Origin of the sequence: Desulfovibrio sp. (assembly GCF_047607245.1) — a bacterium.
Taxonomy (GTDB): Bacteria; Desulfobacterota; Desulfovibrionia; order Desulfovibrionales; family Desulfovibrionaceae; genus Desulfovibrio.
In genome coordinates this window covers 81,340-104,183 of record NZ_JASGDK010000070.1, presented here as the reverse complement: position 1 = coordinate 104,183, position 22,844 = coordinate 81,340, and the positions used below count along the sequence as shown (strand labels likewise).

At 57.9% G+C, this 22,844-nt stretch carries 19 protein-coding genes; 2 read left to right on the top strand and 17 right to left on the bottom strand.

Features of this window, described 5'->3' with window-relative positions; all coding sequences use genetic code 11:
* Nucleotides 1-389: 389 nt before the first annotated feature.
* The gene (locus tag QM579_RS05655; RefSeq protein ID WP_414998202.1) at nt 390-1,940 is read right to left on the bottom strand and encodes a lipopolysaccharide biosynthesis protein; all 1,551 of its coding nucleotides are present in this window, start codon (nt 1,938-1,940) and stop codon (nt 390-392) included.
* Nucleotides 1,941-2,162: 222 nt separating this feature from the next.
* Here QM579_RS05655 and ilvD point away from each other — a divergent pair, with 222 nt between their 5' ends.
* Nucleotides 2,163-3,845 (top strand): dihydroxy-acid dehydratase, encoded by a 1,683-nt coding sequence (ilvD, locus tag QM579_RS05650; protein ID WP_414998201.1) that lies wholly within the window; start codon nt 2,163-2,165, stop codon nt 3,843-3,845.
* A 672-nt stretch (nt 3,846-4,517) separates the two neighbouring features.
* Nucleotides 4,518-5,453 (top strand): AEC family transporter, encoded by a 936-nt coding sequence (locus QM579_RS05645; protein WP_414998200.1) that lies wholly within the window; start codon nt 4,518-4,520, stop codon nt 5,451-5,453.
* Nucleotides 5,454-5,641: 188 nt separating this feature from the next.
* Here the strand turns inward: QM579_RS05645 and QM579_RS05640 are convergent, their stop codons facing one another.
* The 16 genes from QM579_RS05640 to QM579_RS05565 all read right to left on the bottom strand — a co-directional run bounded on the left by QM579_RS05640 (nt 5,642) and on the right by QM579_RS05565 (nt 22,787).
* Nucleotides 5,642-6,181, bottom strand: a complete 540-nt coding sequence (locus QM579_RS05640; protein ID WP_414998199.1) for an HdeA/HdeB family chaperone — start codon at nt 6,179-6,181, stop codon at nt 5,642-5,644.
* Nucleotides 6,182-6,381: 200 nt separating this feature from the next.
* Nucleotides 6,382-7,062, bottom strand: a complete 681-nt coding sequence (locus tag QM579_RS05635; protein ID WP_414998198.1) for an ABC transporter ATP-binding protein — start codon at nt 7,060-7,062, stop codon at nt 6,382-6,384.
* A 165-nt stretch (nt 7,063-7,227) separates the two neighbouring features.
* Nucleotides 7,228-8,991: an ABC transporter permease gene (locus QM579_RS05630; RefSeq protein ID WP_414998197.1), complete on the bottom strand. Its 1,764-nt coding sequence runs from the start codon at nt 8,989-8,991 to the stop codon at nt 7,228-7,230.
* Between the two features lie 3 nt (nt 8,992-8,994).
* Nucleotides 8,995-9,522, bottom strand: a complete 528-nt coding sequence (locus QM579_RS05625; protein ID WP_414998196.1) for a DUF2318 domain-containing protein — start codon at nt 9,520-9,522, stop codon at nt 8,995-8,997.
* 316 nt (nt 9,523-9,838) lie between these two features.
* Nucleotides 9,839-10,699 carry an FAD/NAD(P)-binding protein gene (locus tag QM579_RS05620; RefSeq protein ID WP_414998205.1) on the bottom strand — a complete coding sequence of 287 codons (861 nt, stop codon included), beginning with the start codon at nt 10,697-10,699 and terminating at the stop codon, nt 9,839-9,841.
* 173 nt (nt 10,700-10,872) lie between these two features.
* Nucleotides 10,873-11,946: a 4Fe-4S dicluster domain-containing protein gene (locus tag QM579_RS05615; RefSeq protein ID WP_414998195.1), complete on the bottom strand. Its 1,074-nt coding sequence runs from the start codon at nt 11,944-11,946 to the stop codon at nt 10,873-10,875.
* Nucleotides 11,943-13,391, bottom strand: a complete 1,449-nt coding sequence (locus tag QM579_RS05610; protein WP_414998194.1) for a hydrogenase iron-sulfur subunit — start codon at nt 13,389-13,391, stop codon at nt 11,943-11,945. Before QM579_RS05610 ends, QM579_RS05615 begins: the two co-directional genes overlap by 4 nt.
* Nucleotides 13,379-15,340, bottom strand: a complete 1,962-nt coding sequence (locus tag QM579_RS05605) for a 4Fe-4S binding protein (protein WP_414998193.1) — start codon at nt 15,338-15,340, stop codon at nt 13,379-13,381. Before QM579_RS05605 ends, QM579_RS05610 begins: the two co-directional genes overlap by 13 nt.
* A complete protein-coding gene (locus tag QM579_RS05600) occupies nt 15,337-16,257 on the bottom strand; it encodes a CoB--CoM heterodisulfide reductase iron-sulfur subunit B family protein (protein WP_414998192.1) in 921 nt (306 codons plus the stop codon). Before QM579_RS05600 ends, QM579_RS05605 begins: the two co-directional genes overlap by 4 nt.
* On the bottom strand, nt 16,254-16,835 hold the full coding sequence (locus QM579_RS05595; RefSeq protein WP_183718935.1) for a 4Fe-4S dicluster domain-containing protein: 582 nt from the start codon (nt 16,833-16,835) through the stop codon (nt 16,254-16,256). Before QM579_RS05595 ends, QM579_RS05600 begins: the two co-directional genes overlap by 4 nt.
* A 126-nt stretch (nt 16,836-16,961) precedes the next feature.
* Nucleotides 16,962-17,408 carry a type II 3-dehydroquinate dehydratase gene (gene aroQ, locus QM579_RS05590; protein WP_183718933.1) on the bottom strand — a complete coding sequence of 149 codons (447 nt, stop codon included), beginning with the start codon at nt 17,406-17,408 and terminating at the stop codon, nt 16,962-16,964.
* Nucleotides 17,409-17,660: 252 nt separating this feature from the next.
* Nucleotides 17,661-18,584 (bottom strand): shikimate dehydrogenase family protein, encoded by a 924-nt coding sequence (locus tag QM579_RS05585; RefSeq protein ID WP_414998191.1) that lies wholly within the window; start codon nt 18,582-18,584, stop codon nt 17,661-17,663.
* Complete coding sequence (locus QM579_RS05580) at nt 18,581-19,012, bottom strand: hypothetical protein (protein ID WP_414998190.1); 432 nt, start codon at nt 19,010-19,012, stop codon at nt 18,581-18,583. Before QM579_RS05580 ends, QM579_RS05585 begins: the two co-directional genes overlap by 4 nt.
* Nucleotides 19,013-19,214: 202 nt before the next feature.
* Nucleotides 19,215-20,711 carry a flagellar hook protein FlgE gene (locus QM579_RS05575; protein ID WP_414998189.1) on the bottom strand — a complete coding sequence of 499 codons (1,497 nt, stop codon included), beginning with the start codon at nt 20,709-20,711 and terminating at the stop codon, nt 19,215-19,217.
* Between the two features lie 275 nt (nt 20,712-20,986).
* On the bottom strand, nt 20,987-21,394 hold the full coding sequence (locus tag QM579_RS05570) for a rhodanese-like domain-containing protein (protein ID WP_414998188.1): 408 nt from the start codon (nt 21,392-21,394) through the stop codon (nt 20,987-20,989).
* A gap of 196 nt (nt 21,395-21,590) precedes the next feature.
* Nucleotides 21,591-22,787 (bottom strand): pyridoxal phosphate-dependent aminotransferase, encoded by a 1,197-nt coding sequence (locus QM579_RS05565; RefSeq protein ID WP_414998187.1) that lies wholly within the window; start codon nt 22,785-22,787, stop codon nt 21,591-21,593.
* Nucleotides 22,788-22,844: the final 57 nt, after the last annotated feature.

Sequence of the window (22,844 nt, the reverse complement as noted above, 5' to 3'; positions counted from 1 at the left end):
GTCATAAAGAACCGAAGCTGACACGTCGGCGAGGTTCGCGCGCAGCCGACCCCGAAAAAATACTTTTTGGTCGGGGTAGAATAGGGGGTGCTTCGGGGGGGATGCAAGGCGGGCCGAGAAGGGGGCGAAGCCCCATAACCGGCCCGCCTTGCATCCCCCCGCGCAGGCGGCAAGACTAGAGAAAGGAAAAGCCACTGTGCCCGCAGGGCACAAATAGCTTCATAAACGCGACTTCATTCTTCTCCATCTGCTCAGTGCAAGCGGCCCAGCTCCCAGCCCGCCGCGCTGGCTGTAGAAAGGAATCAGTCAGGGCCTGTCTGGAACCAGTCGTATCCGGATATGCCCAAAAGGCGAAACCTTTCACGCATAGAAAACAGCAGCGTGCAGCCTTATGCAGCCTTTTGACGGGATTTTTTGAAGCGGGCCACAAGCTCGCGCACGTCCTGACGGGAAAGGCCGAGCACAGCGGGCAGCGCCAGGCAAAGCATCGCCACGCCCACGCTGTACAGCACGCCTGAAATAAGAAACCGCGAAAAGGTGTTGAGGTCGCCCAGACCCGCCATCATTGTTCCTTCACGGCACAGCCAGGCCAGGGCAAGCAGAACGGCGAGGCTCCAGATCTGATGCGCAAAGTTGCGCCAGAAGCTCAGGGGCAGAAAGCGCGAGGCCAGCCACAGGTACACGTTGACCGTGATGATCTGCACGGCCACGGTTTTGATGGCCAGACCCACAGCGCCCAGATTCAGGCCCATATATTCCGGCGGAGCCAGCAGAAACCAGGCGGTAGTGAAGCCGTAAACACACTCAAGGGCGGCCATGTTGCGCAGCACGCGCGTGCGCCCCGTGGCATGAAAGACCGACCCCGCCAGCTGGCCGTAGGCCTGATGCAGGGGATAAAGGGCCATAATCTGCACGGGCAGGGTGGCTGCGGCAAATTCCGCACCGCCGAAAAAATCCACCAGGGCAGAGCCTTCAACCAGCGTAAAGCAGGAAAAATAGGCCGCCACCACGTAGAGCAGCGGGGCAAACCGCGTGAGCAGCCTTCCCATCGCCTCACGGTCGTTATGCCCCCAGGCAATGGAAAGCTCGCGCATGATCAGCGGTGTCATGGCCGAAACAAAGAGGAAGCAGGCCATGCTGACTTTTTGCGATAAGGCGAAAAACCCCTGCTGGACGCTGCCGTCAAACCACTGCAAAAGCCAGCGTTCGGCTGTGAGCAGCAGAAAGGACAGAAGCGCCTGAACAAAAAGCGGATGGCTGTAATTGAAAAATTCCTGGCGGTAGGCTTTGCCCTGCCCGTCAGGCAGGCTGAACGTCAGGGCTACTTCACGGCTGCGCCAGTGGCGGCGCGTCACCAGCCAGTAGCCAAGAGCCATGAGGCCCAGCATAAGATACTGCTGGGCAAAAAGGGTATGGATGTTCAGCCAGTCCTGCCAGAACATGAGGCCCAGCAGGGCCACCATAAAGAGCGAAACCACCGTGCGCACCATTTCTGACGCAACAGTTGCGCCCACGGCATCGTTCATTGAGCGCAACACACGCCCCCACCATGTAAGAAAGGCCCACAGGGCAGCCAGTGGAGCCAGCCACAGGGGCACGTCGGGCATGAGCAGATCGCCCAGCATGGGAGCTTGCAGAACCACTGCCGCCAGCAGGATGATGCCGAATACCAGCACAGTCACACGAGCGTAAAAGCCCACCAGGCCGGTTTCATTTTGCCGGCGGGACAGGGCGTTGTAGAAGCAGGTGGAGGTGCCCATATCCAGAAAGCCCGTAAGCTGCTGGAAAAGATTGGTGGCAAAGCTGTAGTTGCCGTACATCTGGGGGCCCAGAGCGCGCGGCAAAATAGCCTCCATGACCAGATAGACGGGCACGGTAGCGATGTTTGCCAGAAGTTTGAATATATAGCGGCGCGCCAGCGTCGGGGTGGAGCTTTGCATGCCCGGAAACTATCCCACTTCCTCCCGGCTCTCAAGAGTGCACAGGGTTCTGGCGCAAAAAAATACGGCAGATATATTTTTATTGTGGGGCGGATGTTCCCAGCGGGGCGTCAGGAACCGGTATTGTTTACGCGCGCAATCTTTTGCCGTATGACTGAACCGTTGCCCGCACGCCGCGTGTGGCGGCGGGAAAGCCCGTTATCACAACGTAAGGATGCCGTCATGGATGAGAGCCGCAGTAAAAAGATGAAGTCCGGCCTTGAAAAAGCCCCCCACCGCTCCCTGCTCTACGCTCTGGGCCTGACCAGAGAAGAAATGGACCGTCCTCTGGTAGGCGTGGTCAATGCTGCCAGTGAAGTGGTGCCGGGTCACCTGCACCTCAATGCTCTAGCTGATGCGGTCAAGGCCGGGGTACGTATGGCCGGCGGCACGCCCTTGCAGTTTCCGGCTATTGCCGTGTGTGACGGCCTGGCAATGAACCATGAGGGCATGCGTTTTTCGCTGCCATCACGCGAATTTATTGCGGATTCTATCGAAATTATGGCCCGGGGCCATGCCTTTGACGCTCTGGTGTTCATTCCCAACTGCGACAAATGCGTGCCCGGCATGCTTATGGCCATGATGCGGCTGAATATTCCTTCCGTTATGGTTTCCGGCGGCCCGATGCTGCCAGGCAATATCGGCCCCAAAAAGCGCGGCGACCTTATCACCGTATTTGAAGCCGTGGGCAAGGTACGCAGCGGCGCTATCACGGAAGAAGAACTGGAGTATATGGCCGAACGCGCGTGTCCCGGTTGCGGAGCCTGTGCGGGCATGTTTACGGCCAACTCGATGAACTGCATGGCCGAAACCATCGGCGTGGCCCTGCCCGGTAACGGCACCATCCCCGCCGTGAGCGGTGCGCGCATTCGCCTGGCCAAGACGGCGGGCATGCGCGTGATGGACATGCTTGAACGCGGCATCTGCCCCCGGGACATCGTCACCCCCAAGGCTGTGGCCAACGCCGTGGCCGTGGATATGGCGCTGGGCTGCTCCACCAATACGGTGTTGCACCTGCCCGCCGTGTTCGGCGAAGCCGGACTTGATCTTGGCCTGGAAATTTTTGACGAGGTAAGCCGCAAGAGCCCCAACCTGTGCAAGCTTTCCCCGGCGGGCAAGCACTACATGGTGGATCTGGACAATGCGGGCGGCATTCCCGCAGTCATGACCGAACTGGACAAGCTGAATCTCATCAACAAGGACTGCATGACCGTCACTGGCAAGACCGTGGGCGAAAACCTGCGCGACATGAACGCCCGTGTGCTGGACAGCGACGTCATTCATAGCGTGGATAATCCCTATTCCAAGCAGGGCGGCATAGCCATTCTGCGTGGCAGCCTCGCCCCCGGCGGCGCTGTGGTCAAGCAGTCTGCCGTTGCGCCTGAAATGATGTGCCGCGACGTGCGCGCGCGGGTGTTTGAGTCTGAAGAAGACGCAATGGCCGCCATTCTTGACGGCAAAATCAAACCCGGCGACGGTGTGGTCATTCGCTACGAAGGCCCGCGCGGCGGCCCCGGCATGCGCGAAATGCTTTCGCCCACGGCGGCCATCACAGGCATGGGCCTTGGCAAGGACGTGGCCCTGCTGACGGACGGGCGTTTCTCTGGCGGCACCAATGGCGCGGCTATCGGCCACATTTCGCCCGAAGCGGCAGACGGCGGCATTATCGGTCTGGTGCAGGAAGGGGATATGATTCATATAGACATTCCCAACCGCAAGCTGGATCTTATGGTGGACGCGGCTGAACTGGAACGCCGCAGCGCTGGCCACAAACCTGTGGAAAAGCGCAGCCCCTATCCTGTGCTGCGCCGCTATGCCCACCTTGTGAGCTCTGCGGCCAACGGCGCAAGATACAGAGACATCTAGGGAATCGCTGATTTATTCCGTTTGGCTGCGTTGCTTCACTTTTTTTGAAACAGTCGAGGACGAAAGAGTCCACTCCTGCTTCAAGAAAAGATCGCGCCTTGCCAAACGAAATAACTGCGCGTTTCCAGGAGGCTCTTTAATCAGGGCTTCCCTAGTTTGCTCATGTAGAAGCTCTTGGGCGCTCCCATGTGGTAGAGGCAGTTGCTTTCTGGCGGCAAGGCAAAAGCTTTGTGCGCGAACAGCTGTTTCCACCGGAGCGCCGGGAGCTGTCGCTGGATAATACTTTTGTCCAATTGGTGGTGCCAAAAGGCCATTTTTACTTCAGTCATGTACGGTACGCGTACATCCCTTTCGTAAAAAAGCCTTTTCCTTACCCTTGGCGCAAAATCATTTATTTAGAGACAGCTCCCAGGGGCAATGCAAAAGTTAATGTGCTCACAAAACGCCCGAGCGACACTGCGTACAGGGTGCATATGCCCCGTGTATAAGTGTGACTGTAGTATTTTTATAGTTCTAAGCCCCACGTGGCCTCTATGCACGTGGGGTTTTATGACCGCGCTCCCCTGGAAGAACCTCGCGGAGGACGGCCTGAAACGGCTCGGTAAACCTGCCGGGATGTTTTGAGTTGGCGGGCATGATCTGCCCGCGAAAGTTCTTATACGGAGTACGTTCATGGCTTTTTTGCATGCAATGGGCGGCGTTTTTGGCCTCATTCTTATGGGCATGGTGGGTTACGTTCTGGCAGGAAGGGGCTGGTTTGGCCCTGAAACGCGCATTCTGTTGCCCCGGCTCATTACCTATGTGGCTCTGCCGCCCTACCTTATGTCCACCATCATGCGGTCCTTCAACCGGGACGGCCTGCTGGAATTCATGCAGGGGGCGTTGCTGCCTCTTGCCTCAGTTATTCTCACCTTTATACTGGCCATCATTCTGGGCAAAATCGCCAGAGTGAAGCGGCAGCACTTCGGGCTTTTCTGCGCCAGTGTAGCCAATTCCAATACTATTTTTGTGGGTATTCCCGTCAACCTTGCCCTGTTTGGCGAAGAAGCCGTGCCTTATGTGCTTCTGTACTACTTCGCCAGCACCGTCTTTTTCTGGACAGTGGGGCAGTACGCCATCACCCGCGACATTGAGGGAGAGGCTAGGCTGATTCCCCTGCGTACCCGCGTCATGCAGATTTTTTCGCCGCCGCTGCTGGGCTTTCTGACCGGGGTGCTGCTGATACTCTGCAATGTGGAATTGCCCTACTTCCTTCAGGATGCGGCCCGCTACCTCGGTAATATGACAACGCCGCTGGCGCTCATATTCATAGGCATCACGATGCGCGACATGGGGTTGAGGGGCATCAAGATCACGCGCGACATGGCCCTGGCCCTGTCGGGCCGTATTATGCTCGGCCCGCTGGTCATGTATACGCTGCTGTTATTCTTTCCTGTGGGAGGCCTTATGAGCAAGGTTTTCATCATGCAGGCTTCGCTGCCGGTGATGGCCCAGACTGCCATTTTGAGCGCGCATTATCACACGGATGCGGAGTTCGGCGCACAGGCGGTGACCATGTCCACCATGCTCTGCATTTTTACGGTGCCGCTGTATATGACTATTTTGTAAGCAGCGACACAGTTCGCGGATTATGGGCATGTCTGGCGGGAGTGGGCTTAGGACTGCGCCGTTGGCATAGGTAGAACTGGCGCTCCGCTGGCTAACGGGCTGAAGCAAGGTAGTATTGATAAAACCGATAGAAAAAGGGGAGGCATTGCTGCCTCCCCTTTTTCTATGAAATAAACGCTGCGTATGGGCTATTTGGCGCTCTTGGCCATTACGTCCAGCATAAGGGCATCGGGCTGCTTGACGCAGGCGTCAAGAAAAGCCTTGAGGGTGTCGTCGCTTTCCAGCACAGAGACTTCGGTCTTGTTCTTGCCCCGGTTATAGCCGTCCAGCCAGATCACAAAGCCGCTGCCGTTGTCGGGGTCGGCGTTGTAGTCGCTGCACTTGGTCTTGTCTGCCTGCCAGGTGTCGCCTTCTGGTATGGCCTGCGCCTTGCGCGCCTTGGTCCAGACATCGGCCACCTTATCGGTGGGGTGGCTCTGGCAGTACGTATATACCTCGGTAAGAAGCGGGGCCAGAATGTCGGGGTGAGCCACTGTATCGCCCAGACCGGCGCTGGCATAGCCGTCAATCTGAAGCGCTTCAAAAATGGGCGGCTGGCCGCCGTCCGTCATGGGCATGGTCACAAGCTCTGCGCAAATAAAGGTATTGGGCGCGATTTTGTCATTGTCGGCCTGAGCCGCCACAGGCAGGCCCAGCAGCAGGCAACAGAGAACAAGAACTTTCTTCATGGAAACTCCCTTGGTGAAAGACTTGTTCTTCCATTACCCACAGGCGCGCATCTGTCAACTGGCAAAAACATCCGATATTGGCTGACCCTGCAACACCAGCACATCCGCTGCGCCACACGCCAAACTGTGGCCGTTGCCCAAGACACAAATTTTCGGCCAGCCCTTTCTCTCATTGCTTCCGGAACCTGAGCGGTTGCCAATTACTCGTTGCTGCCGCTGGACAGAACGCTTCCTTCCTGCATCTGCACGCAGCGGCCAGCCAATGCGGCATAATCGGGATTATGGGTGACCATCACAATGGTCAGGCCTTCACCGTTGAGTTCACGCAAAAGCTGCATGATGGAGTCTCCGGTGGCCATATCCAGACTGCCTGTGGGTTCGTCGGCAAAAAGCATGCGCGGGTCGGATGCCAGCCCACGGGCAATGGCCACACGTTGCTGTTCACCGCCTGAAAGAGCAGAAGGCAGGCTGTCTTTTTTGTGCCCCAACCCCACACGCTCCAGACAATTTGTCGCCCTTTGTCGCTGCTGGGCACTTATGCCGCGAAACCTGTTGGCTCCCGGCAGCAGAACGTTTTCCAGCACCGACAGGTAGGGCATGAGGTGGTGCGCCTGAAAAATCATTGCAAAAGAGCTGTTGCGCAGGTGGTCCCGCTCCTTTTCGCGCATGGCGCGAATGTCGGCCCCCTGAAACAGCACCTGCCCGCTGTCCGGCTCTGTAAGGGTGGAAAGCACGTTGAGCATGGTGGACTTTCCAGACCCGGAGCGGCCCGTCACAGCCACAAACTCTCCTTCCCTGATGTGCAGGTTTACCCCGCGCAGCACTGGCGTGGACTGTCCGCCCACGCTGTAGGATTTAACTATATCAACTGCTTCAAGCATATATGCATCCTTTTGGAGCATTTCAATTTTGAAATGCTGTGGCGGCTGCGTGCAGACGCTTGGCGTACTGGCGTAAACGCAGTTTATCTACCTGATTTAACGCGTTAACGGGCAAGTCTGAAACTTTGAGAAAATACATCTGCAAAGTTAATCTGGCATAAAGCGCTACAGCGAGGTAAGCGCTTCCGCCGGATTGGCCCGGGCTGCCTTGCACGCGGGAAAAGCGGCGGCCAGCACAGCAAGAGCGCTTGCCATAAGGCCGTAGCCGAACAGGGCTGCAAAGGAAAAAGCCGGATAGGCCGCGGCTTCAATCTGCATAGCCACAAGAACCTTGCTTCCTGCAAAATATCCAGCCGCGTATCCAGCTGTGCCTGCCAGAAAGCCAATAACCAGCGCTTCGGCGGCAAAGACAAAGAAGACCGCCCGCCGTGAAAAACCTACGGCACGCAGCAGGCCGATTTCCTTGCGGCGCTCGTTGACGGAAACCAGCATGGACATGACCACCATAACGCAGGCAGAGAACAGGATGACCACGGTAACCACAAGGGCCATATTTTGCGCAAAGGAAATGGAATACATGCGCTGTGCCACTACCTGACGCAAGGCCCGGATGTCCTGACCGGGCAGGGCGGCGCTCAGTTCGGTTACAATATCCTCAATGGGACAGCCGGAGCAAAGTGCGGCCACTTCAATAAAGCTGGCGGCATCAGGCGCATGAAAAAGTTTTTGCGCCTCGGTCATGTGGGCGAAGAGAACATTGTCGTCATCGCTGCCCGTGGGTTGCAGCACGCCCTCCACAAGGAATTGTCCGCCGTTAAGCCAGATTGTCTGCCCCGGAGCCAGATTCAAACGTTCTGCCACGGACGCTCCAGCCAGCAGGTGGCGCCCGGGTGTGATGCCTTCACCTGAACTACGGGGCTGGTCGTGCAGTGCGTCTTGGGGATTATGGCTTGCATCCTGCCCGGCATGCTGCGCAACGCCCGTCATAGATGCCGGGGCTGAGGTATCCTGAGGCGTGTTGCCGTTGGGGTTGGCTGTTCCCGTCGCCTCATGCTCCTGATGCCCGGCTTGGGAAGATTGCCCGGCACCATCAGTAGCGCCGTCCATCATGCCGGAGCAACCAGCGGTTTCCGACGTGCTGGAAAGGTTGGTAAAATCAATGGGGCCGGGGGCGTAAAGGAACTGCTGCGCTTCGTTTATGCTTGCAAAGAAGGCGCTGTACTCACCATCGGTCTGATGTTGCTGCATGCCGCCTGCGGCAGGGGCGGGGCTTTCAGACTGGCCTGTCGGGCCTGCAATATCTGCCTGCGCGTCCTGCACGGTTTGGCCCATACTGCTTGCCAGAGCAGTCTTGCCAGAATTCATCGGGCCGGGTTGATCTGCTGCGCTGGCCGTGTCTGCCTGATCGGCATGTTTGGCGTGCTGTTCTTCCAGGCGCTGCATAAGCGGGTCGGGGGCATGCATGTTTTCAACACCGGGTATGGAACCGCGCACATGCCAGAACTGCTTAAGATCCACTTCGGAATCAAAGTTCACACCCACAAGCGGCACCAGCACCGTGGTTCCGCCTGTTTTTCCGGTAAAAGAAGCAAGCCCCGCCAGCTTGGGGGCCACCACGGAGATTCTGTCCTTGAGTGGAATACCCTCAATGGCGCGTAGGGTTTCGGCCAGGGGGATATAGCCGCTGTCCACCGTGGCGTTGCCAAGGGGTATGCCGCCATAGGAAATCTGCAATGTTTCTCTTTTGGGCGTAATGGCGATGTTGGCTCCAAAGGCGCTGAGTTTTTTCTCAAAGCCCTCGGCCACGGAGGAAGATACGTTGTTGAGGGCAGTAATGGCCGCTACGCCAAGCAGAAAGACCGACAGCAAGGCGGCGGAGCGCCCCCACTTCTGCCGCAGGCAGCGTAAGGGGATGGTTATGATATTCATGCGTTACCGGGTTCCGAAAAACTTGACGCCAGCCTGAAGTTCGGCGGCGGAAATGACCACGGAGTTGTCTGAAAGACTGTAGCTCACCGGGTGGGGATTGCAGCCGCCTTTGCGCATGCTGATGCGGTCGCTGTGAAAAGCCATGCCGCAATTCTGGCAAATCATTGAGTCGCCTTGCTGCTTGTAGCCTTTGCCCGACTGCCAGCAGGAATCGCAGGCATCCAGAGCTACGCGCACTTTTCCGGCGGAGTCCAGCAGGGCAAAAAAGATGACGTCGGTTCCGTCAACATTCACTTTATAGAATGAAGCCTTGGCGCTCACGTCTGACACGGGCAGAGAAACGCTGCCGTCCTTGATTTCAAGCGTGGTTTCCTTGCTGAAAAGGCTGCCAAAAGGGCCAGCGTGAGCCGGAACGGCAAAGAGCGCACAGCAAAGGGCAAGAGCCGTCAGAACCAGAGCACGAAGCTGAAATTCAAAAGAACGGGGCAGGACCTGAGCCGTGGAGTAGCCTGTGGAATGGGGGTGACGCATGTATCCTCCATAATTGTCTGTAGTGGATTGCGATGGGTGACCGCGTGTTTTCATACTTTTTTAGTATGAAAACACATTTCAGGAATGATTTCCAGTGTTTTTCTTTTACGTCTGTAAAGGGAGAAAATCACTGTTAATCAGGGTACTTTTATCCTTGAGTTATGTGCGGCTCAGCCCTCTGCGAATCCGATTCTGGGCAGAAGGCTTTCTGCAGGAAGCTGAAAGAGGAATAGAGGTTTTAGAGGTGTGGGGGAGGCCTCTTTTTCAAAAGAGGCCTCCCCCACAAATCACTAAATCACTCCAGTATCAATCTTCTCTACATTTCCGGCGGCAGTTCCTGAAGTTCCTTCCAGGTGAACACCGGGCCATCCACGCAGACGTAGCGCCCGCCGATGTTGCAGCGGCCACAGATGCCGATGCCGCACTTCATGCGCTTTTCAAGGGTGGTAACGATGTTCTCGGGAGCGAAGTTCAGCTTTTCCAGAGCCTGCACCGTGAACTTGATCATGATAGGCGGCCCGCAAAGCACGGCCACGCAGTTTTTGGGATCGGGATTCAGTTCGGTGAGCACGTTGGGGATAAGGCCGACCTTGTGTTCCCATCCTTCAAAGGGGGCGTCGATACACAGGGTGCAGTCCAGGTCGTCGCGGCGCAGCCAGTCTTCGGTTTCGTAGCTGAAGGCCATGTCGCGGGGGGTGCGCGCGCCGTAGAGCAGGCTCACCTTGCCGTAGTCCTTTCTGTTCTCCAGCACGTGCATCATGATGGTGCGGATGGGCGCCATGCCGATGCCGCCGCCCACAAAGAAGACGTCCTTGCCCTTCCAGTCATTGTAGGGGAAGAAGTTGCCCAAGGGCGCGCGCACGCCCACCTTGTCGCCGGGCGACAGACGGTGGATGGAGGCGGTCACTTCTCCGGCCTGCATTACAGAGAACTGCAAGTAGTTTTTCTGCGACGGCGGCGAGTTGATAACAAAGGTGGATTCGCCTGAGCCAAAGACTGAGAGCTGCCCCACCTGACCGGGTTCGTAGGTGAAGCTTTTCATGGCTTCGGCATCGTCAAGCACCACGCGCAGGGTACGGATGTTGCCTGTTTCCTGAATGACTTCGGCCACGGTGGCGGTCATTGGCAGGTAGGGGTTACCCGCAGGCTGCGGGCGGGCCGTTACTTCACGCAGCATGCCGCCCTTGGCCGGGGCCTTAGGCTGGCTTTTGGGCGCTGCGGCCTGTGCGGCGGGCGCGGGTTCGGCTGCCTTGGTTTGAACTTCAGCGGCCTTGGCCGCGGCTGCGGGAGCAGCCGCCTTGGAGTCGTTTTTGGCTTTGGTAGTATTCTTCTTGGTTGCCATGTCTGCTCCTACTCGGCTTTGGGCTGCTTGGCTTCCAGCGCTGCCAGTACGATGGCGCGGATGTCCAGACAGACGGGGCAGTTGCTGATGCACCGGCCACAGCCGCTGCATGAGAATGAACCCCAGTTTTCAGGATAGGTGGAGTACTTGTGTGAAACGCGGTTGCGCATGCGGAAGGCTTTTACGGTGCGGGGGTTATGCCCGCTGGCCTCACGCGTGAACAGCGACGACATGCAGTTGTCCCAGCTGCGCAGGCGGCGGCCGCCTTTTTCGCTCAACCCTTCACCTTCGTCGGTGATGTTGAAGCAATAGCAGGTGGGGCAGAAGTAGGTGCATGCGCCACAGGACAGGCAACGGTCGGTCTGGTCTTGCCAGAACTCCACATCCGTGAACATAGCCGCCAGTTTTTCCGGGGCTCCCTTGATATTGGGGGCAGGCACAAGGCTGGCCCAGGCCGCCTTGCGCACTTCCTCAACCTTGGAGAAGCGGTCCGCTCCGTCTTCCAGCGTGGATGCGGTCAGCAGTTCCTCACCCTTGGGCGTAATGGCCTGAAGCACATAACCGCCTTCGATTTCGGTCATGAGAATGTCCGAACCTTCAGGTGAGGTGGGGCCGCCGCCAACCCAGTGGCAGAAGCAGGTATTGCAGCCGGAGTTGCAGGTCAGGCTGATGACGGTAAGCGCCTCGCGCCGGGCCTTGTAGTAAGGGTCGGCAAAGGGGCCCTTGAGGTAGGGCCGGTCAAGAATGGCATAACCACGGGCGTCGCAGGGGCGGGTGGCAAAAACCACCGTGGCCTCGGCCTCGGGTTTGTCGTCAAGCTGCATTGATATGCGGCTGGGGTTTTCAGGATCTCTGCTCTTCTTGTAGCGCACCAGAGTTTCACTCTGGGGCAGCACGGCTTCCTTGGCGGGCACTGTGGCCTTTTCAAGAGTAAAGGGCATGCCTTCGCGCCACGGTTCAAACACTATGGAGCGCTTGGCCGCGGGCTTTTCCACGGGCACCAGCACGCGATTGCCCTGTTGTGAGAGAAAGGCCAGAAAGGCGGGCAAACCGTCGGGGGTTACAAATCGGGTCATGCTCATTTCCAGTCCCTCTCATGGATGTTCTTTTCTTCCACTTCATAGCCCAGAAGCGGCGGCACGGCCTCGGCATTGATGCCCGACTTGTAGCCGTCAAAGAGCTGGCCCACGGCGCGTCCGATCTGCTGACGCAGGGCCAGAATGGGAATGCCCACGGGGCAGGCCCGCTGGCATTCGCCGCAGCCCGTGCAGCGCCCGGCAAGATGCATGGCGTGTATGGTCTGGAAGAACAGTTTTTCCTTCACGCTGTCGTCCTGCGTCATCCAGTGCGGGTCGCGGCTGTCAGAAACGCAGAAGTCGCGGCAGACGCACATGGGGCAGGCATTACGGCAGGCATAGCAGCGCAGGCAACGGTCCATCTGGCCGCGCCAGAAGGCCATGCGCTCTTCAAGGCTCATCGAATCCAGCAGGGCCAGTTCCGGCGGGGTGTACGGGCCAGCTTCCACCTTGGCGGGGGTGCCGAGGCGCGTATCAGCCAGAACAGCCGAAGGCGTGGTACAGCCGTAGCATTTGCCCTGCGCATAATCCGTCATGCAGAAGCGGGTGGGCTTGCCGTCAGCCGTGATGGTAACCCCGGCTTCGTCATATTCCACCTTGTCGATTTTGGTGTACCGGCCAAGCCCCTGATTGACGCGGGCCATGTCCAGCGTGCCCTCGCAGGGCATGGCGAAGATGGTAACGTCTTCGCGGCGGATGAGCTTTTCCTGAAGTAGTTCCACCACTGAACGGGAGTCACAGCCCTTGACCACAATGCCCACCTTTTTACCCTTGAAGGAAGGCAGGTACACAGCAAGGTTGTTGACGTTGAAGGGCCCCCACACGAGCTTGTCCACGTCTTCGGGCTTCTTCATGAAAATGGGCACGGTGTGGGCGGCGTCATAGCCTTCACCCCAGCCGAGAACCATATCCAGTTCAGGCAGTTTGGCCTTGATGGCATCCTTGAGTTCGCCAAGGGCCGAGGCCTGCCCTGTGCCCAAAGGCCGCAGGGAGGTAAGCGCCATGTCGGCGATCTTGAGCAGCGGTTCTGGATCTTCAAGGCTGGGGGCGGGGCCGAGCTTGTGGATGCGGTCGGTAAAGACCGTCACCACCTGCTGCCAGCGCTGGCCTTCGGAAGCCGAAACCCAGGTGTATTCAAAGCGGCGGTCGTCAATGCCGAGCACGGGCAAAAACTGCTTGAGCACTTCAAGGCGGCGGCGGGCGTAGAAGTTGCCAGCCGCATAGTGGCAGTCACGCGGATGGCAGCCGGAAACCAGCACGCCGTCCGCCCCGTTAAGCAGGGCTTTGACGATGAACAAGGGGTCGATGCGGCCCGAGCAGGGCACGCGTATGATACGCAGATCCGTGGGCTGTGTGGCGCGGGCCACACCAGCTGTGTCGGCGCCGCCATAGGAGCACCAGTTGCAGAGAAAACCCACAATCCGCAATTCTTTGCCTTCTAACACTGGCATAGCGCGTTAACCTCCGCAAGGATCTGGTTGTCTGTGGCGTGTGAAAGCTGAATGGCGCCCTGCGGGCAGGTGGCCGTGCAGAGGCCGCAGCCCTGGCAGACGGTTTCGATAACCTGAGCCTTGCCCTCACCCCGGAATTCCACTTCCTTGATGGCCCCGAAGGGGCAGCACTGGATGCACTTGCCGCAGTTGACGCAGCGGCGCATGTCCACCTGGGCGATCTGCGGGTCACTTTCCAGCTTGTCCTTGGAGAAGAGCGCCAGCACCTTTGCTGCCGCCGCTGAGCCCTGGGCCACGGAGGCGGGAATGTCCTTGGTGCCCTGGCACACGCCAGCCAGATATACGCCAGCGGTGTTGGTTTCCACAGGCTTGAGCTTCACATGGCTTTCCATAAAGAAGCCGTAGCTGTCGTAAGAGATGCGCAGCTTTTCGGCCAGTTGGGGTGCGCCCTTGCTGGCCTCGATGCCCACGGCCAGCACCACAAGGTCTGCCTTGAGTTCAATGGCTTCGCCCATGAGTGTGTCCACGCCCATAACCACAAGCTGGCCCTGCCCGTCGGGATAGATCTGCGAGACGCGCCCGCGAATGTATTCCGTACCGTATTCCTCTATGGTGCGGCGGGTGAACTCGTCGTACATCTTGCCCGCGGCGCGGATGTCCATATAGAAAACATAGGACTGGGAATCAGGAATATGATCCTTGGTCAGAATGGCCTGCTTGGCCGTGTACATGCAGCAGAAGCCCGAGCAGTAGGGACGCCCGATGGACTTGTCGCGCGAGCCGACGCACTGCACAAAAACGATGTTCTTGGGTTCCTTGCCGTCCGAGGGGCGCTTGATGTGCCCGGCGGTGGGGCCGGAAGCGTTGAGCAGACGTTCGTACTGCAAGGACGTGATAACGTCGGGGTATGCGCCACCGCCGTATTCCTGATACACGGTCCAATCCATGAGGTCATACCCGGTGGCGGCCACGATGCTGCCCACCTCTTCGGTGATGATCTCGTCTTCCATGTCATACTTGATGGCCCCGGTGGGGCAGATCTTGGCGCATACGCCGCACTTGCCCTTGATGAACTGGCGGCAGTGGGCGGCGTTGATGACGGCCTTTTTGGGAATGGCCTGAGGAAAGGCGATGGTGATGGCCGTGGTATTGCTTATGAGCTCATTGAAGCCGTCGGGCGTTTTCTTGCTGGGGCATTTTTCGGTGCAGGCCCCGCAGCCTGTGCAGAGATTCCAGTCCACATAGGTGGTACGTTTGCGGATCTTGACCGTAAAGTTGCCCACGTAGCCCGAAATGTCTTCCACTTCGGAATAGGCGTAGAGCGTGATGTTGGAGTGCTGGGCTACGTCCACCATCTTGGGGCCGAGAATACAGGCCGAGCAGTCTACCGTGGGGAAGGTCTTGTCCAGCTTGGCCATTTTGCCGCCGATGGTGGCGTCACGTTCCACAAGCACTACAGGCACGCCGCCGTCGGCACAGTCGAGAGCGGCCTGAATGCCCGCCACGCCGCCGCCGATGACCAGCACGCGCTTGTTTACGTCAAAGCTCTTGGCCAGCAGCGGCCTGTTGTTGCGCAGCTTTTCCACTGCCAGCAGCACCAGTTCCGCAGACTTGTTGGTATTGGCGTTCATGTCGCGGCCAATCCACGAAACGTGTTCACGGATGTTGGCCATTTCAAGCATGTAGCGGTTCAGACCCGCGCGTTCCACCGTGCGGCGGAAGGTGGGTTCGTGCATGCGGGGCGAACAGGAGGCAACCACCACGCCGTCGAGCTTGTGCTCGTGAATGGCGGCCTCAATGGCAGCCTGGCCGGGTTCGGCGCAGGTGTACATGGGGTCGTCGGCATAGACCACATCAGGATAGGAGCGGGCAATTTCCGCAACCTTGGCACAATCGACGGTGCCCGCGATATTGCTGCCGCAGTGGCAGATGAAAACGCCTATTCTCATGACCTGCCTCCTTCAGCGGCCTTGGATTCGGCGGCGGAGTTACGCCGCAGTTCGTCCAGCTTGCGGATGAGGCCTTCGGCACTGACGCGCAGCTTGCTGAGCCCCAGTTCCTTGTGGTCAAGGCCAAAGGCTATGCCCATCATCTGAGTAAAATAGAGCACGGGCAGATTGAAGACCGTGCCCATTTCCTTGGATGCCTGCGGCTGGCGCAGGTCAAGGTTCATCTGGCAGAGAGGACAGGCCACGATAACGGCGTCCACGCCAAGCTGGGTGGCAAGATCAAGAATGCGGCCCGAGTTGCGGGCCGTCATGACGCGTTCGGGAATGCCGAACGATGCGCCGCAACAGGCCGTTTTGAGCGGAAAATCCACCATTTCGGCCCCACAGGCGGCCAGCATGCTTTCCATAAGCGTGGGGTTTTCCGGATCGCCGAAGTTCATGATTTCCGCAGGGCGGCTCATAAGACAGCCGTAATAGGCGGCCAGCCGCAAGCCCTTGAGGCTTTTACGTACGCGGGCGGCGATGGCTTCCATATCAACGGTTTCGGCAATGCCCTGCATGACGGAGGTCACGGGCGGGAAGTTTTTGGCCGAAGGGCCGTCAAGCAGTTCGTCTACCCGCACGCGGAAGGCGGGGTCTTGCATGCGGTTGGCGGCCAGCTTGAGGTTGGACAGGCAGCTCGGACAGGGCGTGAGCAAAAGCTCTGCCTCTTGCTGGGCGGCTATGTCCAGATTGCGCACGCAAAGCGCGGCGGAAAGTTCGGTATCCACGGCATGGGCCGGGGTGGAGCCACAGCAGTTCCAGTCCGGAATATCCACAAGGTTGATGTCCAGGGCCTTACAGACTGCCTGGGTGGACATTTCGTAGTCTTTGGAAGACCCCCTGGCCGAGCAGCCGGGGTAGTAGGCAAAATTCATGGGCGTACCCCCTCGCGCTTGGCGCGCTCTTTATAGCGCTCAAAAATGCGTGAAACCGGGGCGGCTCCCTGGGGCAGCACATGGGGCTTGAGGCCAAGCTTGCCTTTTTTGAGGGCTTCTGGGGCCAGGTCCACGTCAGTGAAAACGCGCATGGAGCGCATCATGAACAAAGCCATCGTGCCGATTTCATAGGTGCGGCCAAAGGCGCGCACGGTGTCCAGAAAGGAAAACCAGAATTTTTCCACCTTGGGCACAGTCACGCGGCCTTCTTTGCGGGCCATGTGGCGCAAGGTCTCCATTATGCCCGCAACGTCAATGTTGTTGGGGCAGCGGAGACTACAGGTGGAACAGGAAAGGCACATCCAGATGGAGCGCGAATTGAGCACTTCATCCCTGAGGCCAAGCTGCACAGCGCGCATGATCTTGTTGACCTGAAGGTCATAGGCGAGCCCTGCCGGACAGCCGGCTGTGCAGTTGCCACACTGATAGCAGGTAGACACGTTTTGGCCGCTTAGCGCCTCCACTTCTGCCGTAAAGGCAGTATCGCGCATCCGACTCAGATTGATGGCGTCGTTCATGAGAACTCTCTGGTTAGAGGCTGACAGGGGGACCCCCTGGACAAACGATAATATTATAATCAGTAACGCAGAAATATGTAAAAAGCTAGTTCCAGTGCAGTGGAATGTACTGGAACTAGCTTTTGCCTATTTGTTCATGTGTATGACCGCATTGCGCGCGGCCCGAAGGCCAAGCAGATAGCTGGCTGGCCCAAAGCCGCAGATGCTGCCCGTGCATACGGCTGACAGTACGGAATTGTGTCTGAAGCTCTCACGGGCGTGAACATTGGACATGTGCACTTCCACCACGGGTATCTTCAAGATGGCCAGGGCATCGGCGATGGCGTGACTGTAGTGGGTCCATGCGCCGGCATTGATGACCACAGCCTGAACCTCTTCATCCAGAACCTTGTGGATGCGTTCTACCATTTCGCCTTCATGATTGGTTTGAAAGCATTCCACGGTAACGCCAAGTTCCCTGCCCAGCGCTTCCAGGCCGGAATCTATCTGGGCCAGAGTGGCATTGCCGTACTGGGCGGGATCACGCCTGCCAAACATATTCAGGTTGACGCCATGCAAAATAAGTATGCGCATATGAACCTCGCTTGCGTCTGACCGACGACGGGGGGCATCCGGCGGTCTGGGCTTCGCGCCCTGTATGTACTCCACGGCGGCCGCAAGCACGCTTGTGGAATGGTGTTATGGTCCAACCGCTGAGGTTTTGGGTCATTTTCAACGCGGCTATTCTGCCCAGGAGTGCAATTGGGGCCGAATCCACACCGCGTTGCGGCGCACTGCACACTTCTGCCGCGTTGGAGCATTTAAACCTTTTTACGTCACAGCGCCCTAGTTTGAGTTCAGCGCTGCTTCCAGAGCGCGCCGCGATTCAATGGGCAGGTTTTGCCCCGTCCACAGGCGGAACTGGGCGTCGCCCTGGCCGAAAAACATGTCCATACCCGAGAGACAGCGTCTGCCGTGGCGGGCGGCATCGCGCAAGAACAGCGTTTCCAGCGGGTTGTACACGATGTCATAGGCTAAAGTAGTCGTTTCGGCAGCATTATTTCCGATTTTTTTGTCCGCAAGGTCAAAAAGGTAGGGGGTCTCATCTTCGGCCTTTCCACGCATGCCAAGAGGTGTGGTGTTGACCACTAGCCGGGCCGGAATGTCGTGCCGTTGCGCCCACAGAATGGGGTGCAGTTCAAACTCTTCAGCCAGGGGCAGGTGTGAGGAATCAGAAGGCGTGCTGATAAAGACCTTGCCCGGTCTGCGGTCCGCCGCAAGGCTCATGAGCCCCGCTGCAGCGGCTCTGGCCGCTCCCCCTGCGCCCAGCAGCAGTATGTCCGCGCCGTGCAGGTCTTCATGCGCCAGTGGGGCCATAAAGCCTGCCACGTCGGTGTTTTCGCCACAAAGCTTGTCGCCGTGCCAGTAGATGGTGTTAACCGCGCCGACCTGACGCGCCAGAGGGCTTACTTCGTCCAGCAGGGGCAGCAGGGCAACCTTGTGGGGAATGGTGACGGAACAGCCGCCAAGGCGCAGAGTGCGCACGCTGTCCACAAAGGCGGGCAGACGCTGCGGCGGAATTTCCCAGCGCAGGTACAGGCCAGGCAGGCCAAGCGTTCTGAAACCCGTATTGTGCAAAAGAGGAGAGAGGCTTTGGGCCAGCGGCCAGCCCGTGACGCCGTAAAGAACGGTTTCTGCGGCAGCTTGTGGGTCAGCCTGAAGAGGCTTCGATCCTGATGAAGAGATGTCTGACGGAATGGAAGCATTCATGGCTTCGGCTTCTCCATACTGATTGCCGTGCCGCCGTCTGAAAAAAGTGGATGCGGCAGTGTGGCCCGTGGCTGACCCGGGATAACGTTTATGCCAGTGATCACGCTACTGTCTGCGTTGTTCTGGCAGGCCCGCCGATGAAAGGGCAGACTTTGGAGACAGGGCTGCAACTCATTCATGAGATGAGAACAACCCCGTATCAAAATTGACATTTTTGCACAAGATGCCGCGCTTTGTGCATTCGGTGTCACCAGCATACCATTTGTGGAAATAATAAAAAAGCCCCCTGCAAAGGGGGCTTTAAACACAGAAAGTGTCATGTATTCATTAACAGCCAGTTTTATTGGATATATAGCCTTTTCAGGCTGCCAGATTTTTGTTTTTCCACAACGCCGCACCTGAAAGAACCGTTCGGTGCGGCATGTCATCCCCGTCCTACGCTGCGTCAGAGAAGAGCGTTAGGGGAGCACTGATTAAAGAACCTGCTGGAAACGCGCAGTTATTTCTTTGGGCAAGGCGCGATTTTTTTTGAAGCAGGAGTGGACTCCTCCGTCCTTGACTGTTTCAAAAAAAAATGAAGCAACGCCGGCAAACGGAATAAATCAGCGTTTCCTTGAAAAAAACTTCTGGCTAACGCTTCATTTCCACGGCTTTCTGCAACATCTGGTCAGCGGTCGTGACCACCTTGCTGTTTGACTGGAAGCCGCGCTGGGTGATGATCATATTGGTCATTTCCGTGGCCATGTCCACGTTGGAATTCTCGGTATTATAGGCGCGGATGGTGCCGTAGTTCTGTGTTCCTGCCTGGCCCATTTCCATTTTTCCGGCATCGGGGGTGGCACTAAAGAGGTTGTTGCCTTCGCGGCGCAAACCGTCTTCGCTGGTGAAACGGCAGACAGGTATCTCCCACAGATTCATGCTTTGGTTGTTGGAGTAGGTGCCCACCACTGTACCATCGCCAGTAATATTGATGGTGCTCAAGGCCCCGGACGCGTAGCCGTCCTGAGTGTTGCGCCGCGTGACGGGCGAAGTGCCCGTGTAGTTGGTGGTGGCGTCAACGGATACGGTTGCGCCAGTGCCCATGCCGCCCAGTGCGGACTGGCTGGTGCCCACAGCCGCGGCATTGGCGGGGGCATTCTGCCAGCCGCCAGCCGAGCTGATGCCCAGATTTACCGTGGTGGCAACCCCGTTTACGGTCATCTGCGGCAGTCCGCCTGCGGAGAGCTGGGAGGGAACCCAGTCTGCCAGGTTGGTGCTGCCCGATGCAGACGGAGTGAAGGCCGTCATGTCGGTCAACTGCCCCTTGGAGTCAAAGGTCAGCGTGCCCGTCATAAGGGCCCCTGTGCCTGCGGTGGCACTGCCGTCCTTGGCGGTATCGCCCGTGGCAATTAGGTATTGCATCACGCTGCCGGGCTTGTCGCTGGCTGCGGGATCGAAATATATGGTTGCCTGCTGCTGGCTTCCGTCTGCGCCATACAGGGTGATGCCCTGCGCGTAGCCGTATGCCGTGTTGGAAATGGGCGGCGAATTGGTGGCGTTGTAGCTGCCAAGAAGGCTGAAATACGGATTGGTAGCGTCTGTCGAGCTTTGCGTGGTCAGACCGAGGTTAAAGCGCATGTCCACCGCGGTGGTTGTTTTGGCAGGCATGCTGGAGAATTTGTCGATGGTAACCTGTTGCAGGCCGCCCTTGGTGCCGTCGGTATTGTACTTGTAGCCGTTGAGGGCCATGCCCGAAGGCGTGCGCAAGACGCCTTCGTCGTCGGGGCGGAAGTCTCCGGCGCGGGTGTAGTAAAGGTCTACGCCGTCCGTGACCTGAAAAAAGCCCTTGCCGTTGATGGCCATGTCCGTGACGGTATTGCTGGAGTCAAAGCTGCCCTGGCCGAACATCGTGCGCACAGACTCAACCTGAAGGCCCATGCCCACCTGGCCCAGGGCCACGCGGGAATCTTGCTGCGCGTTCCACCAGTTTCCCATGCCGCCTTGTTCGGCATAGAAAATGTCGGAAAAAAGGATGCCCTGCTGCTTGTAGCCTATGGTGCTGATGTTGGCGATGTTATTTGTGGTAACATTCATGCCCTCAGCCAGGCCCTTCATGCCAGTGGCGCCTATGTATAATGACGAGTTCACGCTAGCCTCCAATAAAATAGGGGCGGCAAGGAAAGTGATTTCCTAGCTGCCCCTGGCTGTTGACGACGTCAACGTATCCAGAAAACTGCGGGCAGGCTGCGGTATTGCCGCATCCATGCGCAGTTTTCATGCCTTTCCGTCTGGCGGCAATGCCGCCGAATACGGGTCGAACCGGCCATATGCAAAATATGCCGATGCGTCGTCAGGCAGGGGCGGTGGAGGAAAAATATTCCTCCCCGCCCTAATAATGCAGAGAGTGTGCCAGATTTTGAAAATTATTTTTCTTCTGGCAGGCCAAGCCGTTGCCATGCACTGATGCCCTCGTGCATATGCAAAATGTTCCCTATGCCAGCCTTGGTCATAGTTTCATAAGCGCTGGCCGAGCGGTTGCCTGTGCGGCAGTAAAGCAGCACAGGGGCGTTTTTGGGCAGACTTTCAATCTGGCTTTCAAAAGGCCCACTGAAGTAGTCCATATTTACCGCGCCGGGCAGGTGCCCCTCACGGAATTCCGCCGGAGTGCGCACGTCCACGATGACAAGCCCCTGGGGCGGATTTTTCAACAGGGCGTCAGCGTCTTGCACACTGATGTCCCTGGCCAGAGCAGGAACCGCCAGCAGCACAAGCATGAGCAGAGCCGGAAGGCAGAAAATATGGGCCGGAATGCGGTGGAACTTGTTTTTCATAATATTTCCATTGCAATTTGTGAGCATATCAATTTTTAACATGCTGAAACATCCGGCGGTAGTGGGCCGGGCCGTTCGCCGCAACGCTTCATGGATTTAGCCAAAGACCGCGCCTTCGGCTAACCGTCAGCTTTGAAATTGCAGCAATTTCAAGGCGAGTCTGCTTCAGGAGACATGCTCTGAGAAATTGCCTCATTTACTTCACAGTTGCGCGGGCCTTGGCAAAGCCTTCAGCAGAGTTGCGAATAACGCTTTCATCCACGCAGAATGCCAGCCGGAAATGGCCGGGGCAGCCAAAGCCCGTACCAGGAACGGCAAGAATGCGCTCTTCAAGCAGGGCGTTCACAAAGCCCACATCGTCTCCGCCGGGAGCCTTGGGGAAGAAGTAAAAAGCGCCAGCGGGCATCTGGAATTCGTAGCCTGCCTGCGTGAGCACTTCAGCCATAGCTTTGCGGCGGGCGGCGTAGACCGAAAGGTCTACCTGCGAGCCCAGAGCGGCGGCCATGATATGCTGCCCCACGACAGGCGGATTGACGAAGCCCAGAATACGGTTGGTGAGGGTAAGCCCGGCCATGAGCTGAGCTTTTTCTTCCTTGGGCAACAAGGGCGAAACCGCGGCATAGCCCAGGCGTTCGCCCGGCAGGGAAAGGCTCTTGGAAAAAGAGCTGATGGCAACGGCATAAGGATAGAGTGGCAGCACCGAAGGCACTTCCACTCCGTCATACGCCAGAAAGCGGTACGGCTCGTCAGAGATCAGCCAGATGGGTTTGCCGTATTGCTGGCTCTTGTTGAGCAGAAGGTCGGCAATGGCTGCCACTTCCTTGCGCTTGTAGACGACGCCCGTGGGGTTGTGGGGCGAATTGATAAGCACCACACGGGTGTTTTCGGTAATGGCTGCCTCAAGGGCATCAAGGTCGGGAGCAAAGGTGTCTTTTTTGCTAGGTACGGCCTTGAACACGCCGCCGTGGTTGGACACGTAGAAGCCGTATTCCACAAAATAGGGGGCAAAGGCGAGCATTTCTTCGCCAGGGTTCAACACTGCCCGCAAGAAGGCGTTAAGCACGCCCGCCGCGCCGCAGCCAAGAATAACGTCTTCTGCCGTTATGTGTGCGCCCTGCTCGTGACTCAGGTGAGCGGCCAGTTTTTCGCGTGCCCACGGGTAGCCGCCATTGGGCATGTAGCCAAAGGCAAAAGGCTCATGGGCGTGCTCGGCAAAGGCTTTCAGGCCTTCAGCCACAGCGGGCGGGGCTGGCAGGTCGGGGTTGCCGAGGCTGAAATCATAGACATTTTCCGCACCATAACGGGCCTTGAGCTGTCCCCCGGCTTCGAACATGCGGCGTATCCAGGAAGCGTGTTCAAGATAGCCGGTAACGCTGTCGGCAAGAATAGACATAAAACGACTCCCAGTGGTTGTTGTATTCGACATGACTATTGGTTATGCTTCCAAAAG

Excerpts from the sequence above, each read along its gene's own strand:
- ilvD (WP_414998201.1), top strand. The coding sequence starts at position 2,163 with ATGGATGAGAGCCGCAGTAAAAAGATGAAGTCCGGCCTTGAAAAAGCC.
- QM579_RS05605 (WP_414998193.1), bottom strand. The coding sequence starts at position 15,340 with ATGAGAATAGGCGTTTTCATCTGCCACTGCGGCAGCAATATCGCGGGC.
- QM579_RS05580 (WP_414998190.1), bottom strand. The coding sequence starts at position 19,012 with ATGACATGCCGCACCGAACGGTTCTTTCAGGTGCGGCGTTGTGGAAAA.
- QM579_RS05655 (WP_414998202.1), bottom strand. The coding sequence starts at position 1,940 with ATGCAAAGCTCCACCCCGACGCTGGCGCGCCGCTATATATTCAAACTT.
- QM579_RS05565 (WP_414998187.1), bottom strand. The coding sequence starts at position 22,787 with ATGTCTATTCTTGCCGACAGCGTTACCGGCTATCTTGAACACGCTTCC.
- QM579_RS05640 (WP_414998199.1), bottom strand. The coding sequence starts at position 6,181 with ATGAAGAAAGTTCTTGTTCTCTGTTGCCTGCTGCTGGGCCTGCCTGTG.
- QM579_RS05595 (WP_183718935.1), bottom strand. The coding sequence starts at position 16,835 with ATGAACGACGCCATCAATCTGAGTCGGATGCGCGATACTGCCTTTACG.
- QM579_RS05635 (WP_414998198.1), bottom strand. The coding sequence starts at position 7,062 with ATGCTTGAAGCAGTTGATATAGTTAAATCCTACAGCGTGGGCGGACAG.
- QM579_RS05620 (WP_414998205.1), bottom strand. The coding sequence starts at position 10,699 with ATGCTGCGTGAAGTAACGGCCCGCCCGCAGCCTGCGGGTAACCCCTAC.
- aroQ (WP_183718933.1), bottom strand. The coding sequence starts at position 17,408 with ATGCGCATACTTATTTTGCATGGCGTCAACCTGAATATGTTTGGCAGG.
- QM579_RS05585 (WP_414998191.1), bottom strand. The coding sequence starts at position 18,584 with ATGAATGCTTCCATTCCGTCAGACATCTCTTCATCAGGATCGAAGCCT.
- QM579_RS05630 (WP_414998197.1), bottom strand. The coding sequence starts at position 8,991 with ATGAATATCATAACCATCCCCTTACGCTGCCTGCGGCAGAAGTGGGGG.
- QM579_RS05625 (WP_414998196.1), bottom strand. The coding sequence starts at position 9,522 with ATGCGTCACCCCCATTCCACAGGCTACTCCACGGCTCAGGTCCTGCCC.
- QM579_RS05600 (WP_414998192.1), bottom strand. The coding sequence starts at position 16,257 with ATGAATTTTGCCTACTACCCCGGCTGCTCGGCCAGGGGGTCTTCCAAA.
- QM579_RS05570 (WP_414998188.1), bottom strand. The coding sequence starts at position 21,394 with ATGAAAAACAAGTTCCACCGCATTCCGGCCCATATTTTCTGCCTTCCG.
- QM579_RS05645 (WP_414998200.1), top strand. The coding sequence starts at position 4,518 with ATGGCTTTTTTGCATGCAATGGGCGGCGTTTTTGGCCTCATTCTTATG.
- QM579_RS05610 (WP_414998194.1), bottom strand. The coding sequence starts at position 13,391 with ATGCCAGTGTTAGAAGGCAAAGAATTGCGGATTGTGGGTTTTCTCTGC.
- QM579_RS05615 (WP_414998195.1), bottom strand. The coding sequence starts at position 11,946 with ATGAGCATGACCCGATTTGTAACCCCCGACGGTTTGCCCGCCTTTCTG.